Source organism: Methylobacterium sp. TK31, assembly GCF_055361545.1.
The window spans coordinates 2,523,197-2,536,914 of the sequence record NZ_CM143964.1 but is presented as its reverse complement, the minus strand read 5'-3'; the positions used below and the strand labels follow the sequence as shown (position 1 = coordinate 2,536,914).

Annotated in this window: 14 protein-coding genes; 12 read left to right on the top strand and 2 right to left on the bottom strand. The window is 71.7% G+C overall.

The features are described from left to right. Positions 1 to 24 precede the first annotated feature (24 nt). Positions 25 to 486 (top strand): transcription elongation factor GreA, encoded by a 462-nt coding sequence (greA, locus tag ACXJY8_RS11730; protein WP_463769053.1) that lies wholly within the window; start codon positions 25 to 27, stop codon positions 484 to 486. 155 nt (positions 487 to 641) lie between these two features. On the opposite strand, the gene ACXJY8_RS11725 is transcribed toward greA, so the two are convergent. Then, complete coding sequence (locus ACXJY8_RS11725) at positions 642 to 1,670, bottom strand: L-threonylcarbamoyladenylate synthase (RefSeq protein WP_463769051.1); 1,029 nt, start codon at positions 1,668 to 1,670, stop codon at positions 642 to 644. Positions 1,671 to 1,792: 122 nt separating this feature from the next. Here ACXJY8_RS11725 and ACXJY8_RS11720 point away from each other — a divergent pair, with 122 nt between their 5' ends. From ACXJY8_RS11720 to ACXJY8_RS11675, 10 genes are all read left to right on the top strand, one after another. Continuing rightward, a complete protein-coding gene (locus ACXJY8_RS11720; RefSeq protein ID WP_463769049.1) occupies positions 1,793 to 3,556 on the top strand; it encodes an acyl-CoA dehydrogenase family protein in 1,764 nt (587 codons plus the stop codon). A 44-nt stretch (positions 3,557 to 3,600) separates the two neighbouring features. Next, positions 3,601 to 4,359 (top strand): enoyl-CoA hydratase-related protein, encoded by a 759-nt coding sequence (locus tag ACXJY8_RS11715; RefSeq protein ID WP_463769047.1) that lies wholly within the window; start codon positions 3,601 to 3,603, stop codon positions 4,357 to 4,359. Continuing rightward, positions 4,356 to 5,231, top strand: coding sequence for an SDR family NAD(P)-dependent oxidoreductase (locus tag ACXJY8_RS11710; protein ID WP_463769045.1), 876 nt, complete (start codon positions 4,356 to 4,358; stop codon positions 5,229 to 5,231). Before ACXJY8_RS11715 ends, ACXJY8_RS11710 begins: the two co-directional genes overlap by 4 nt. 43 nt (positions 5,232 to 5,274) lie before the next feature. Beyond that, positions 5,275 to 6,135 (top strand): SDR family oxidoreductase, encoded by an 861-nt coding sequence (locus ACXJY8_RS11705; protein ID WP_463769043.1) that lies wholly within the window; start codon positions 5,275 to 5,277, stop codon positions 6,133 to 6,135. Between the two features lie 10 nt (positions 6,136 to 6,145). Further along, positions 6,146 to 7,150, top strand: coding sequence for a magnesium transporter CorA family protein (locus tag ACXJY8_RS11700; protein WP_055953169.1), 1,005 nt, complete (start codon positions 6,146 to 6,148; stop codon positions 7,148 to 7,150). Between the two features lie 93 nt (positions 7,151 to 7,243). Then, positions 7,244 to 8,932 carry a methyl-accepting chemotaxis protein gene (locus ACXJY8_RS11695; protein WP_463769040.1) on the top strand — a complete coding sequence of 563 codons (1,689 nt, stop codon included), beginning with the start codon at positions 7,244 to 7,246 and terminating at the stop codon, positions 8,930 to 8,932. Between the two features lie 135 nt (positions 8,933 to 9,067). Further along, positions 9,068 to 9,832 carry an SOS response-associated peptidase gene (locus tag ACXJY8_RS11690; protein WP_463769038.1) on the top strand — a complete coding sequence of 255 codons (765 nt, stop codon included), beginning with the start codon at positions 9,068 to 9,070 and terminating at the stop codon, positions 9,830 to 9,832. Positions 9,833 to 9,953: 121 nt separating this feature from the next. Next, positions 9,954 to 10,568, top strand: a complete 615-nt coding sequence (locus tag ACXJY8_RS11685; RefSeq protein WP_463769036.1) for a PepSY domain-containing protein — start codon at positions 9,954 to 9,956, stop codon at positions 10,566 to 10,568. Between the two features lie 176 nt (positions 10,569 to 10,744). Continuing rightward, positions 10,745 to 10,948, top strand: coding sequence for a hypothetical protein (locus ACXJY8_RS11680; protein WP_463769034.1), 204 nt, complete (start codon positions 10,745 to 10,747; stop codon positions 10,946 to 10,948). Positions 10,949 to 10,957: 9 nt separating this feature from the next. Next, the gene (locus ACXJY8_RS11675; protein ID WP_463769032.1) at positions 10,958 to 11,173 is read left to right on the top strand and encodes an alkylphosphonate utilization protein; all 216 of its coding nucleotides are present in this window, start codon (positions 10,958 to 10,960) and stop codon (positions 11,171 to 11,173) included. Positions 11,174 to 11,255: 82 nt separating this feature from the next. Here ACXJY8_RS11675 and ACXJY8_RS11670 read toward each other — a convergent pair whose 3' ends face one another. Beyond that, complete coding sequence (locus ACXJY8_RS11670; protein ID WP_056211374.1) at positions 11,256 to 11,510, bottom strand: hypothetical protein; 255 nt, start codon at positions 11,508 to 11,510, stop codon at positions 11,256 to 11,258. Between the two features lie 346 nt (positions 11,511 to 11,856). Between ACXJY8_RS11670 and ACXJY8_RS11665 the strand changes: the two genes are divergently transcribed. Next, a complete protein-coding gene (locus ACXJY8_RS11665; RefSeq protein WP_463769030.1) occupies positions 11,857 to 13,665 on the top strand; it encodes an adenine deaminase in 1,809 nt (602 codons plus the stop codon). Positions 13,666 to 13,718 lie beyond the last annotated feature (53 nt).

Sequence of the window (13,718 nt, the reverse complement as noted above, 5' to 3'; positions counted from 1 at the left end):
TGCGAACCGGGCGTTTTCGTCGTCATGAGCCAAGCATTCGTCCGTGAGCGCGACGGAGACGCGGTGTTCGAGGATCTTCCCGAGCGCCCGATCTCGTCCCATCCCAACTTCGTCACCCCCGAGGGGATGGCCCGGATCGAGGCCGAGGTTGCGCGCCTGCAGGAGGCGTTCTCGGCCCTGACGCCGGACGCGCAGGCGGACGTCGCCCGCGTCAACCGCGACCTCGCCTACTGGACCGCCCGGCGCAGCTCCGCGCAGCTGGTCGAGGCCGAGCCCGGCGACGTGGTCCGGTTCGGTTCGACCGTGACGATCCTGGCGGAGGACGACAGCCGCCGGACCTATCGCATCGTCGGCGAGGACGAGGCCGACCCGGCCCAGGGTACGATCTCCTACGTCTCCCCGATGGCCCGCGCCCTGACCGGGAAGGTGGTCGGCGACGTGGTCGAGGTGAACGGGCACGAGAGCGAGATCGCCGCGATCGGCTGACCCTTCGACGCCGCGCCGGATCGCGAGCGGGCAAGAAAAAAGGCTCGGATTGCTCCGAGCCCTGGAAGGGAAAAGGCCATTGGGGGCTGAACTGGCCTTCGTGCAGAGGAAACACCCTTCCTTCGGCCTGGTTCCAAGATATTTCGAAAAAAGATTCAGCGTGGAGCGGCGGCCCGTCTCAGGCGGTCGTTGATCGCTTCGCCGAGGCCGCGCGCCGGGATCGGCGCGACCGCGATCACCTGGGCGCCGGTGGCGTCGAGCCGCCGCAGGGCTGAGAACAGACGGGCCGCCGCCTCGCCGAGATCCCCCGTTGGGCTGAGATTGAGGTGTCCCTGTGCAGTCTCCGCGCCGGGGATGGGATCGGGACCGAACAGCAGCACGGCCTCCTCCCTCGATACGGATGTCGCGTCGAGGCGGACCCGCGCGCGGGGCGCGTAGTGCGATGCCAGCAGGCCGGGGCCGACCGGCTGGGCCGCGTCCCCGCTCTCCGGGCCCGCGAGGGTTCGGCCGAGCCGGGCTTCAAGCGCCTCCCGTGTGAGGCCGCCGGGCCGCAGCAGCCGGGGCGGTCCGCCGAGACAGGCGACCACCGTGGATTCGACGCCGACCGGCGTTTCGCCGCCGTCGAGGACGGCGGCGATCCGGCCGTCGAGATCGGCGAGCACGTGCTCGGCGCTGGTCGGGCTGACGCGGCCCGAGCGGTTGGCCGACGGGGCGGCGACGGGCCGGCCGACACGCGCCAGCAGCGCCCGGGTCGCCTCGGGTGACGGCACCCGCAGGGCGACGCTCGGCAGGCCGGCCCGGGCGAGGTCGCAGACCCGGCAACCCGGCGCGGCCGGCACCACCAGGGTGAGGGGGCCGGGCCAGAACGTTTCGGCGAGGCTGCGCGCATCCTTGTCGAACACGCCCTCGGCGAAGGCCGCGTCGGCGTTGGCGAGATGCGCGATCAGCGGATTGAAGCGCGGGCGCGCCTTGGCGGCGAAGATCCGGGCCACGGCGGACGGATCGGTGGCGTCGGCGCCGAGGCCGTAGACCGTCTCGGTGGCGAAGGCCACGAGCTGCCCGTCGCGCAGCAGGGAGGTCGCCGCCGCGATCCCCGCGGCATCGGCGAAAAGTCGCCGCGTCGCCACGGCCGGACCGGCCTCGTCCGGGTTCGCATCGTCGGGGATTGACCCGAGATCGTTCATATCTAAACTATCTGCGCTGGCACCCCTTCGCGGGGGAGAGCCTGGGCCTAGCGCCCGGCTGGGCCATGCGTCAAACACGGGGCGATACGCGTCGACTCAACCAAGGCGCGGGAGGAAGCATCATGACCTATCGCGCACCGGTGGCCGACATGCTGTTCGCCCTGCGCCACGTGGCCGGGCTCGACGCCGCCCTGGCGGCGGGCCTGCACGGCGACCTCGCGGTGGAGGATGCGGAAGCGGTCCTGGCCGAGGCCGGCAAGGTCGCCGAATCGGTCATCGCCCCCCTGAACCGGGTGGGCGATCGCCACGGCACGCCGCTGAAGGACGGGGCCATCACCACCCCGCCGGGCTGGCGCGAGGCCTACCGGACCTGGATCGCCGGCGGCTGGAACGGGCTCAGCGCCGATCCCGACCATGGCGGTCAGGGCCTGCCCCTCGTCCTCAACGCCGCCTGCAACGAGATGTGGAACGCGGCGAGCATCGCCTTCGGCCTGTGCCCGCTTCTCACGGCAGGCGGCATCGAGGCCCTGGCCCAGCACGGCTCGGACGCGCTGAAGACCGGCTACCTCGACAAGCTGGTCTCGGGCGAATGGACCGCCACCATGAACCTGACCGAGCCGCAGGCCGGCTCGGATCTCGCGCTCCTGCGCAGCCGCGCCGAGCCCCTGGGCGACGGCCGCTACAGCATCGTCGGCGCCAAGATCTACATCACCTACGGCGAGCACGACCTCACCGACAACATCGTCCACCTCGTGCTGGCCCGCCTGAAGGATGCGCCGGCCGGCACGCGCGGCATCTCGCTGTTCCTGGTGCCGAAGGTGCTGCCCGACGGCAGCCGCAACGACCTGCGCTGCTCCGGCATCGAGCACAAGCTCGGCATCCACGGCTCGCCGACCTGCTCGATGGCCTTCGGCGACGACGGCGGCGCCATCGGCTGGCTCATCGGCGAGGAGAATCGCGGGCTCGCCTGCATGTTCACGATGATGAACTCGGCCCGCCTCAATGTCGGCCTGCAGGGCGTCGGCATCGCCGAGCGCGCCTACCAGCAGGCCCTGGGCTATGCCCGCGACCGGCGCCAGGGCAGGGCGCCGGGGGCCGCCGAGGCGAGTCCCATCGTCGCCCATGCCGACGTGCAGCGCATGCTGCTGACGATGAAGGCCTTCACCCAGGCCGCCCGCGGCATCTGCTACCTCACCGCGGCTGCCCTCGACGCGGCTGAAGGTCCAGAGGGCCAGGCGGCCCATGACCGGGCCTCCCTGCTCACCCCCGTCGCCAAGGCCTTCTCCACCGACATCGCCAACGAGGTGACTTCCCTCGGCGTCCAGGTCCATGGCGGCATGGGCTTCGTCGAGGAGACCGGCGCCGCCCAGCACATGCGCGACGCCCGCATCCTCGGCATCTACGAGGGCACCAACGGCATCCAGGCCATCGACCTCGTCGCCCGCAAGCTGCCGCTCAACGGCGGCGCCACGGTGCGGGCGCAGATCGCCGGCCTGCGCCGGATCGCCGAGGGCTTCCTCAAGGATCCCGACCCGGCCTTCGGCCATATCGGCGCGCGGCTGCGCGCCGGCATCGAGAGCCTGGACCGGGCGACGAGCTTCCAGTTGAAGGCGCTGGCCTCGAACCGGCCCGAGGCGGCGCTCGCCGGGGCGACGCCCTACCTGCGCCTGTTCGGGCTCGTCCAGGGCGGGGCCTGCCTCGGCCGCCAGGCGCTCGCCGCCAACGCGGCCCTGAAGGCGGGCGAGACCGACCCGGCCCATGCCGGACGGATCGCCCTGGCGCGCTTCTTCGCCGACAACCTGCTCACCGCGGCGGAGGGGCTCGAGGCGAGCATCGTCACGGGTGGGCACTTCACCGAGGATGCGGACCTCGCCCTGGCGAGTTGAGGGCCCGTCGCGCGGGAATCGAGACGCATCCGGAAGAGGGCACCATGAGCGAGCACATCGCGATCACGGATACGGACGACGGCGTCCGCCTCATCCGCATCGACCGACCCGAGAAGAAGAACGCCCTGACGGGCGACATGTACGACGCCATGCGGGCGGCCCTGATGGAAGCCGACGCGACGGCGGCGGTCGGCGCCGTGGTGTTCGCCGGGGCGCCGGGCGCGTTCAGCGCCGGCAACGACCTCGCGGATTTCGTGGCAGGCGCGAGCAAGCCCTTCCGCGAGGCGCCGGCCCTGCAGTTCATCCGCCAGCTCGCCCGCACCCGCACGCCGATGATCGCCGCCGTGGACGGGATCGCGGTGGGGATCGGCACGACCCTGACCCTGCATTGCGACCTCGTCTATGCCAGCCCGGCCGCCCGGTTCCGCATGCCCTTCGTGGAGCTCGGCCTCGTGCCGGAGGCGGCGTCGAGCTACCTGCTGCCCCGCCGGGTCGGACTCCTGAAGGCCACCGAGATGCTGCTCCTGAGCCAAGGCTTCGACGCCGACGAGGCGCTCGGCCTCGGCCTCGTCAACGCGGTGATGCCGGCCGGCCTGCTGCTGGAGCACGCCCAGGCTCAGGCGGCACGCCTCGCCGGCCTCCCGCGCGGGGCGGTGCAGGCGACGCGGGCGCTGCTCCGCGGCGATCAGGCCGCGATGGAAGCCGCCCTGGAGGCCGAGGCCGTCGCCTTCGAGGAACGCCTGCGCGCGCCGGAAGCCCAGGCCGCCTTCGCGCGCTTCCTCGGCCGGGCTAAGCCGGCGTGAGCGCCGGCGCCGTCCCGTCTCCGAAACCCGATCTGCGTGGGAAGATCTGCCTCGTGGCCGGGGGCTCGCGCGGGGTGGGGCGCGGCCTCGCCCGTGGCCTCGGCGAGGCGGGGGCCACCGTCATCGTCACGGCCCGCTCCAGCGAGACGGGGCCGCGCACGGAGGGACGGCCGGAGGTCGTCGAGGACGCCGCCCGCGCCGTCGATGCCGCCGGGGGCGAGGGCCACCACTATCTCTGCGACCACACCAGCGAGCGGGCGGTCGACGGGCTGGTCCACTGGACCTTGCGCCGGTTCGGGCGCATCGATCTCGCCGTCTCCAGCGTCTGGGGCGGCAACGAGGGCTATGACGGCGAGCGCTACGCGGACGGCGCCGCCTGGGGCACGCCGTTCTGGCGCCGCTCGGCCGAACCGCTCTCCGATTTCTTCGGGAGCGGTCCGTACCCGGCCCTGCTCCTCGCCCGCGCGGTGGCCCCCGCGATGGTCTCGGCGAGAGCCGGCCTCCTCGCCTTCGTCTCCTTCGACACCGCGCCGGGCTATCTCGGCGACATCTTCTACGACCTGGCGAAGGCGACCACGAACCGGCTCGCCTACGCCTGCGCCCAGGAACTGGCGCCGCACGGCGTCACCGCGCTCGGGCTCTCGCCCGGCTTCGTGCGCACCGAGCGCGCGGTCGATATCGGCCATGCCGACCGGGCGACGGAGACCCCGCTCTATGCCGGCCGGGCGCTCGCCGCCCTGGCCGCCGATCCCGCCGTGGCGGCCCGGGCCGGGCAGATCCTCCATGTCGGCGATCTCGCCGCCGCCTACGGGTTCACCGACGCGGACGGCACGCAGCCGCCCCGGTTCCAGATCGACGCCCAAGAATCGTGAACAAGAAACCGGAACAAGAAACCTGAGAGAGGAGACCTGAGACATGAGCGGATCGCTTCAGGGCAAGACCCTGTTCATCACCGGGGCCTCCCGCGGGATCGGCCTCGCCATCGCCCTGCGGGCGGCCCGGGACGGCGCGAACATCGCCATCGCGGCCAAGACCGACACGCCGCATCCGAAGCTGGAGGGCACCATCCACACCGCCGCCGCCGCCATCGAGGCGGCGGGCGGCCGGGCGCTGCCGCTCCTGGTGGACGTCCGCGACGAGGACAGCGTCGCCTCGGCGATCGCCAGGACGGCGGAGACCTTCGGCGGCATCGACATCGTGGTGAACAACGCCAGCGCGATCTCGCTGACCCGGACGCCCGAGACCGAGATGAAGCGCTTCGACCTGATGCACGGCATCAACACGCGCGGCACCTACATGGTCAGCAAGTACGCGATCCCGCACCTGGCCAAGGCGGCGAACCCGCACATCGTCATGCTGTCGCCGCCCCTCGACATGTCCGAGAAGTGGTTCGCGCCGCACCTGGCCTATTCCATCGCCAAGTACGGCATGTCGCTCTGCGTCCTCGGGCTCGCCGGCGAGCTGCGGCGCCAGGGCATCGCGGTCAACGCCCTGTGGCCGCGCACCACCATCGCCACGGCGGCGGTGAAGAACCTGCTCGGCGGCGAGGCGCTGATGCAGGCGAGCCGCACGCCCGAGATCCTGGCGGACGCCGCCCACGCGCTGTTCGGCCTGCCCGCCCGGGAGGTCACCGGCCGCTTCCTCATCGACGACAGCTTCCTGGCGGAGCAGGGTGTCACGGACTTTACAAAATACCGCGTCACACCCGGCATCCCTCTTGCGCCGGACTTCTTCGTGCCGGATGCGAGCACACCGCCTCCCGGGGCCTTCGCCTGAGACATCCCGCGTGATCTTCATCCACCAGCCGGTCGCCGGTGCCGGGCAGACCCTGCTCGAGCGCCGTTCCCTCGAACTGCAGGAGCCGATCCCCGACGACACCGTCTGGCTCGACATGGTGCGGCCGAGCCGGGAGGAGGACCTCAAGGTCGAGGTCTTCATGGGCATCTCGGTGCCGACCCGCGAGGAGATGAAGGACATCGAGCCCTCCGAGCTCCTCTACGTCGAGGACGGGGCCCGCTACATGACCGGCCGGGTGCTGAGCAAGGTCAGCGAATCCGAGGAGCCGGGGCTGGCCGGCATCACCTTCATCCTGCGCGGCAACCGCCTGGTCACAGTGCGCTACGAGGAGCCGCAGGCCTTCCGGATGTATACCCAGCGGGCCGGCCGCTCCACGGGCAACGGCCCCTCCGCCGTGCCCTCGGGCGAGACCATCCTGGCCGGCCTCATCGAGACGGTGATCGACCGGGCGGCGGACGTGCTCCAGCTCCAGGGCGAGCGCATCGACCGGCTCTCCGGCAAGATCTTCGAGGAGAAGGAGGACCCGAGCGCCCGCAACACCGCCCTGCAGGACACGCTCCGGGCGCTCGGGCGCCACGGCGACCTCATCTCGAAGCAGCGCGAGAGCCTCGTCTCCATGGAGCGCATCCTGCTCTCGCTCTCGGCGACCTACCGCACCGCCAAGGCGCCGCGCGAGCTGCGCGAGGACGTCCGCTCCACCCTGCGGGACCTGCAATCCCTGGAGGAGCACGCCACCTTCCTGTCCTCGAAGATTCAGTTCCTCCTCGACGCCACCCTCGGGCTGGTGAACCTCGAGCAGAACAACATCATCAAGCTGTTCTCGGTCATGGCGGTGGTCTTCATGCCGCCGACCCTGATCGCGTCGATCTACGGCATGAACTTCAAGGCGATGCCGGAACTCGACTGGGGGTTCGGATACCCGATGGCGGTGGTCATGATGGTCGTGGCGGCCGTGCTCCCCTACGTGTTCTTCCGCTGGAAACGCTGGCTGTAGCAAGTATTCGATGCATCCCGTTAAGGATGCCGAGGTAACGTGCCCGCGATTGGCGTGCTCCGAAGGGCGGACGCACGTCCGCGGAGCGGTTCCATGCCCCTGAAGACCCTGACGATCCGAACCCGTTTGGTAGCCAGCTTCTCGATCATCACTTTCTTTATCGTCGCAATTGGCTGGCTCGGAATGTCCGGTGTCGGGCGGATCAATTCACTACTCACCGACGTCCAGACCAATTGGCTCCCGAGCATCCAGGCCAGCGGCCGGATCGACGTCGCCCTGGCCCGCTACACCACGAGTCTGCTGCGCGTCACCCAGACCGTCGACAACGCCGACCAGGCCAAGATCCAGGCCGACATGGCCAAGCGCCGTGACCAGATCGGCACCCTGTCGAAGAGCTACGAGCGCCTGATCAGTTCGGAGACGGAGCGCGGCCACTTCCGGGCCTTCGAGCGCGAGGTGGCCACCTTCTTCGGCGTGGCCGACCGGATCGTCGCCGCCGCCCGCACTGCCCCGAAGGGCGAGGCCTATGCCCTCTACCTCGCCGAGGGCGTCGAGCCGCGGCGGCGGGCCTCGACCGCCCTCGAGAAGCTCATCGAGATCAACGATGCCGGTGCCGCCCAGGCGGAGGCGGACGGCGTCGCCCTGACGGCGCAGACCCGATCCTTCGCCCTGGCGGCCCTGGCCGTCGCGGTCGCCCTCGCGGCCCTGCTGGCGACCCTGATCATCCGCAGCGTGACCCGCGGCATCGATTCGGTGGTGCGGCCGATGAGGGCGCTCACCGCCGGCGACCTCACCGTCGCGGTCCCGCACCAGGGCACCGGCACCGAGATCGGCCGCATCGCCGACGCGGTCCAGGTCTTCAAGGACGGCCTGATCCGCATGAAGGCCCTGGAGGGCGAGACGGCCCTGGCCCGGGCCGGGGCCGAGGCCCAGCGCCGCCGGGCGATGCAGGAGATGGCCGACGGATTCGAGCGCGCGGTCGGCGGCATCGTGCAGTCCGTCGGCCGGGCCGCGGGCGAGCTGCAGGCCACCGCCCAGGCGATGAGCGGCACCGCGAGCGAGACCGCCGGCCGGTCCGTCTCGGTGGCGGCCGCCGCCGAGGAGGCGGCCTCCAACGTCGAGACCGTGGCGGCGGCGGCCGAGGAACTCGGCTCGTCGGTCCAGGAGATCGGCCGGCAGGTCCAGGGCTCCGCCGAGCTCGCGGGTGCGGCCGTGCGGGAGGCCGGCGCGACCGCCGCCCTGGTGCAGGAACTCAGCGGCGCCACCGCGCGGATCGGCGACGTCGTCAAGCTGATCTCCGACATCGCCGGGCAGACCAACCTGCTCGCCCTCAACGCCACCATCGAGGCGGCGCGGGCCGGCGAGGCGGGCCGGGGCTTCGCCGTGGTGGCCACCGAGGTGAAGGAACTCGCCGGCCAGACCGCGCGGGCCACCGGCGAGATCAGCGCGCAGATCGCGCGCATCCAGGGCGCCACCACCGAGAGCGTGCAGGCCATCGACGCCATCCGGGGCCGGATCGACGAGATCAGCGCCGTGGCGACCACCATCGCGGCGGCCGTGGAGGAGCAGGGCGCCGCGACCCAGGAGATCGTGCGCAACGTCGCCCAGGCCTCCACCGGCACGGGCGAGGTCACGGCCAACATCGCCGGCGTGGCGGGAGCGGCCGAGGAGACGGGTGCCGCCGCCGCGCAGGTGCTGGCCTCGGCCTCGGCGCTCTCGCGCCAGTCCGATCATCTCGGCCAGGAGGTCGGCCGCTTCCTCGCGAGCGTCCTCGCCGCCTGAGGCCGCTCCCCCCGGGAGCCGTATCTCCGGGGGCACCGGACCCTCACCCGATCGAGGCTTGCTCTTCAGGCCTCGCTCTTCGGACCACGCTCTTCGGGCCTTGCTCATCGGGCCGGATTTGCCGATCGTCCGCGCATGTGTGGACGCTTCTTCATCGCCCAGGCCCCGGAGATCTTCCGCGCCTTCTACGGCTATCCCGAGCTGCCGAACTTCCCGCCCCGGTACAACGTGGCGCCGACGCAGCCGGTGCCGGTGGTGCTGTCCGAGGCCGGGCGGCGCCAGTTCCGGCTGGTGCGCTGGGGCCTGTGGCCGAGCTGGATCAAGGACCCGAAGGCGTTCCCCCTCGTCATCAACGCCCGGTCCGAGACCCTGCGGGAGAAGCCGACCTTTCGCGGCGCCCTGCGCCATCGGCGCTGCGTCTTCCTGGCGGACGGCTTCTACGAGTGGCGCCGGGAGGGGACGGGCCGGACCGCGACCAAGACGCCCTTCATGATCCGCCGCGCCGATCGGGCGCCGATGGCCCTCGCGGGCCTGTGGGAGAACTGGCTCGGGGCGGACGGCTCGGAGGTGGACACGGCGGCCATCGTCACCACGGATGCCAACGGCACGATGGCGGCGGTGCACGACCGGATGCCCGTGATCCTGGCGCCGGATTCCATCGAGGCCTGGCTCGACACCCGCGCCACCGAGCCGGACGCGGCGGTGAAGCTGTGCCGCCCCTGCCCGGACGAATGGCTCACCCTCGACCCCGTCGGCGCCCGCGTGAACAACGCCCGCATCGACGAGCCGGATCTGATCGAGCCCCTGACGCACCCGCAGGCGGGGGCGCCCGAGCGGGAGGCGCCGCCCGCAGCGCAGCCGCGCTCCAGCGACGAGGATGCGCAGGGCGCCCTGTTCTGAGCGCCGATATCCTTCGTTTCCGGTGCAAAAATAGCGATCGCCGGGTGTTCCCGCAGCGCAACGAAACCGCGCTTTGGCCGTTCAGGACTGGCAACACCAACCCGAAAACGGGAGACCCGCCATGTCCCTTCGCCTTCCCCTCCGCCTCGCCGCCGCCGCCAGCCTCCTCGCCCTGACGGCCGGGGCCGCCCTGGCCCAGAACCCGGACCTGACCAAGAACCCCGAGAACACCGGCCGCGCCGCGACCGCCACCGAAGCGACCCAGAAGAACGACAACCTCAAGGAGTGGCAGGTCGCCAAGTCGGCCAAGACCAGCCTGGCCCAGGCGATCGCCACCGCCGAGGCCAAGGGCGACGAGAAGGGCGGCCGCGCCATCGACGCCGATTTCGAGAAGGCCGACAGCAAGAACCCGGCGCATTACGCGATCAAGGTCGTCTACCCGAGCGGCAAGCTGGTGGAATACGGCATCAACGCCGACACGGGCGAGCTCTACAAGACCGAGAACCAGCCGATCGAGCGCTACTTCACCCGCCTGAAGCCGGCGGACTTCCAGAACGCGAAGGTCTCGCTGAAGGACGCGATCGCTCTGGCCGAGCAGAACGCCCCGGGCGGCAAGGCCTACGAGGCCGAGGTCGAGCGCGAGGGCAAGGCCGTCGAGTACGAGATCAAGGTCGCCCTCACGGATCGCGAGCAGGAGATCAAGATCGGACCGGACGGCGCGGTGAAGACCAAGTGAGCCGCGTTTAACCCGATCAGGCCGGGCGCCCCGAGGCGGGCGCCCGGTGCCCCACCCGCGCCGTGCGCGCCGTACCCCGTCGAGGGGGCCGGAGCGCACGGCGCTGTTGCATCGGCGGGGCAAAGACCGCATCGCTCACCCACGCCCTCCGGGGCGGCCGCAGGGGCGAGGACACGATGACGTCGGACGAGATCGAAACCATGAACCTGGCCCGGGCCAGCCTGGCCCGCCAGCGCGGCGCCCTCGCACGGCGCATCGGCGCCAGCGAGGTGGCGGCGCCCTCGGCGGCCGAAGACCTGACCCGGATCCTGCTCGCCATCGAGGCGGTCGACCGGGCCCTGGTCGATGCGGGCCGCCCCTACGTGCCGGCCGAGCGCTGAGGCCCGGCCATGGACCCCGTACGGGATGCGAACGGCACCACCCTCGCCGACGGCGATTCGGTGACGCTGATCAAGGACCTGAAGGTGAAGGGCACCTCGACCACCCTCAAGCGCGGAACGCTCGTCAAGAACATCCGCCTGACGGACGATCCGTCCGAGATCGAGTGCAACGCCGAGAAGGTGAAGGGCCTCGTCCTGAGGACCGAGTTCCTCAAGAAGGCCTGAGCGCACGGGCGTCCGCGCGACGATGGCCGCCGCCCCGGGCCGTGGACCGGGCGGCGGGGCAGGGCGGGGCCGCGTGCGGCGCCTACTCGTCGGAGGCCGTGGAGACGCGGGCGGGCGAGCGGGTCAGGCTGCGGATCGCCCGCAGGGGTCGGCCGGACTTCTCCGAGATGGCCCGGTCCTGGTCCTCGATGAGCTGGCGGGCCGGCTCGTCGCCGTCGAGCCCGCCGAGGATCTCCATGGGCACGCGCCGGTTCGAGGCGCGGGACTCGTCGTCGTAGACGACGTCGAACAGGACGGAGCCGCGCTCCTGCGGTTTCGACTTGGTACGCTTGGCCATGACGGGACGATGCTCGAACTGCAGGAACGGGGGAGAGACGTCGACGGCCACGGAGGGGCGGGGCGGGTGCGCGTACATCCGGCGTCACCCAGGCCCGGCCTCGTGGCCGTCTCCGATCGAGCGACGCAGGGTCGCGATCGGCATAGCCCTTAAATGGTGCCGCGGCGCCGGCTTGGCAACCCGGCGCCTCTCCGGGCCCCGGTCCCGCCGCCCCCTGTTCCCCGCCCCCCGTTCCCTCTGTTCCCCAGGCGGGCCGCCTGTCGCCCGGGGCCGTGCTCTGGCACGATGCGTGCGCCGGAGCGCGGCAGGGGCCGGGCGGCCGGCCCCCGAGGACCCGGGAGACCGCATGACCGACACGCGACCGCTGACGCGCTTTTCCGTCGAGCCTTTGAGCCGGATGACGCGACACCTCTCGGCCGTGGCCTCGGGCCGGGCCGAGCCGGATCGCGTCCTCACTGGCGCCCGCCTGCTCTCCACCTATTCCGAGCGTCTCCTGCCGGACCGCGAGGTCTGGATCGCCGGCGGGCGCATCGCCGCGGTCAAGCCGGCCGGCAGCTATCGTGGGAGCGCGCCGCGCCAGGACCTCGCCGGCGGCCTGCTCGCGCCGGGACTGGTCGATCCGCACCTACACATCGAGAGCAGCATGGTCACGGCCTGCACCTATGCCGAGGCCGCGCTCCTCAACGGCACCACCACGATCGTCTGCGACAGCCACGAGATCGGCAACGTGCTCGACACGGACGGCATCGCCTGGATGCTGGAGGATGCCCGCGCCGCGCCGCTGAACATCTACCTCACCGTGCCGAGCACGGTGCCGGCGACCTCGCCCGAACTGGAGACGGCGGGCGGCGACCTCGACGCGGCCAAGATCGCGGCCCTGTTCGACGCCTGGCCGGAGGCAATCGGCCTCGGCGAGAAGATGGATTTCGTCGCGGTCTGCGAGGGCGATCCCCGCGCCCACGCCATCGTCCAGGCGGCCCTGGAGCGCGGGCGCCCGGTCTCGGGCCACATCTACGGGCGCGATTTCGTGGCGGCCTATGCCGCCAGCGGCGTCACCGACACGCACGAGGCCATCGACCGCGACATCGCCGACGACCTGCTCGAGGCGGGCGTGTGGATCTACCTGCGCGGCGGTCCGCCGACGACTCCCTGGCACAGCCTGCCCAAGGCCATCGGCACGATCCTGGACTACGGGGCCGCGGCCAAGCGGATCTGCGTCTGCACCGACGACCGCGACGCGCAGGATCTCCTGGCCTTCGGGCTCGACTGGGTGGTGCGCGAGGCGGTGCGGATGGGCATCCCGAAGGTGCAGGCGTGGTCGATGGGCTCGCTGCATCCGGCGACCCGCTACGGTCTCGACGGCGAGATCGGCGGCTTCGGCGGCGGCCGTCGGGCCGACCTCGTGCTGCTCGACGACGACCTCGTGCCCCAGTCCACCTGGTACGGCGGCGAATTGGTGGTCGAGAACCGCCGAATCACGCCGCTGCTCGACGCCGCCCTGTCGCGCCCCTATCGCTATCCGGCGCCGGCCTACGCCACCATGCACCTGCCCGACCCGCTGCCCGCCCTGATCCCGGACCTGCCCGCAGGCCCGTGCCGGATCAACGCGATCCGCACCACGCTGCCGGGCATCGAACTCACCCACGAGATCGTCGACCTCGTCCCCGGGCCGGACTGGCCCGCGACGCTGGCCGCCAACGACCTCTGCTTCGTCACCGTGATCGAACGCCACGGGCGGGCCGGAAACGTCGCCCACGGCCTGCTGCGCGCCTTCGGGTTGACGCGCGGCGCGGTGGCGAGCAGCGTCGGTCACGATTCGCACAACGTCATCGTCGCTGGCCTGAACGAGGCCGACATGCGCGTCGCCCTCGATGCGCTCAGCGCGATCCAGGGCGGTGTCTGCGTGGTCGAGGACGGCCGCGTCGTCGCCCTGGTTCCGCTGCCGGTGGCGGGGCTCCTGTCGGACAAGCGCGTCACCGCCGTGGCCGAGGAGGTGCGGGTGCTGAAGGAGGCCTGGGACCGGGCCGGGTGCAGCATTCCCTATATGGGGTTCAACCTCATCCCGCTCTCGGTCATCCCGGAGATCCGCATCACCGACAAGGGCTTGGTCCTGGTGCCGGGGATGCGCATCGTGCCGCTGTTCGAGGCGGCCTGACGCGATTTCCCGCGTGACGCCCGGGAACCGTCGCCGCAGGCCGCCGTTGTCAG

What these genes read in the sequence shown, in the direction of transcription:
- greA (WP_463769053.1), top strand. Translation starts at nt 25, where the DNA reads ATGAGCCAAGCATTCGTCCGTGAGCGCGACGGAGACGCGGTGTTCGAG.
- ACXJY8_RS11665 (WP_463769030.1), top strand. Translation starts at nt 11,857, where the DNA reads ATGACCGACACGCGACCGCTGACGCGCTTTTCCGTCGAGCCTTTGAGC.
- ACXJY8_RS11715 (WP_463769047.1), top strand. Translation starts at nt 3,601, where the DNA reads ATGAGCGAGCACATCGCGATCACGGATACGGACGACGGCGTCCGCCTC.
- ACXJY8_RS11725 (WP_463769051.1), bottom strand. Translation starts at nt 1,670, where the DNA reads ATGAACGATCTCGGGTCAATCCCCGACGATGCGAACCCGGACGAGGCC.
- ACXJY8_RS11705 (WP_463769043.1), top strand. Translation starts at nt 5,275, where the DNA reads ATGAGCGGATCGCTTCAGGGCAAGACCCTGTTCATCACCGGGGCCTCC.
- ACXJY8_RS11675 (WP_463769032.1), top strand. Translation starts at nt 10,958, where the DNA reads ATGGACCCCGTACGGGATGCGAACGGCACCACCCTCGCCGACGGCGAT.
- ACXJY8_RS11670 (WP_056211374.1), bottom strand. Translation starts at nt 11,510, where the DNA reads ATGGCCAAGCGTACCAAGTCGAAACCGCAGGAGCGCGGCTCCGTCCTG.
- ACXJY8_RS11685 (WP_463769036.1), top strand. Translation starts at nt 9,954, where the DNA reads ATGTCCCTTCGCCTTCCCCTCCGCCTCGCCGCCGCCGCCAGCCTCCTC.
- ACXJY8_RS11695 (WP_463769040.1), top strand. Translation starts at nt 7,244, where the DNA reads ATGCCCCTGAAGACCCTGACGATCCGAACCCGTTTGGTAGCCAGCTTC.
- ACXJY8_RS11680 (WP_463769034.1), top strand. Translation starts at nt 10,745, where the DNA reads ATGACGTCGGACGAGATCGAAACCATGAACCTGGCCCGGGCCAGCCTG.
- ACXJY8_RS11690 (WP_463769038.1), top strand. Translation starts at nt 9,068, where the DNA reads ATGTGTGGACGCTTCTTCATCGCCCAGGCCCCGGAGATCTTCCGCGCC.
- ACXJY8_RS11720 (WP_463769049.1), top strand. Translation starts at nt 1,793, where the DNA reads ATGACCTATCGCGCACCGGTGGCCGACATGCTGTTCGCCCTGCGCCAC.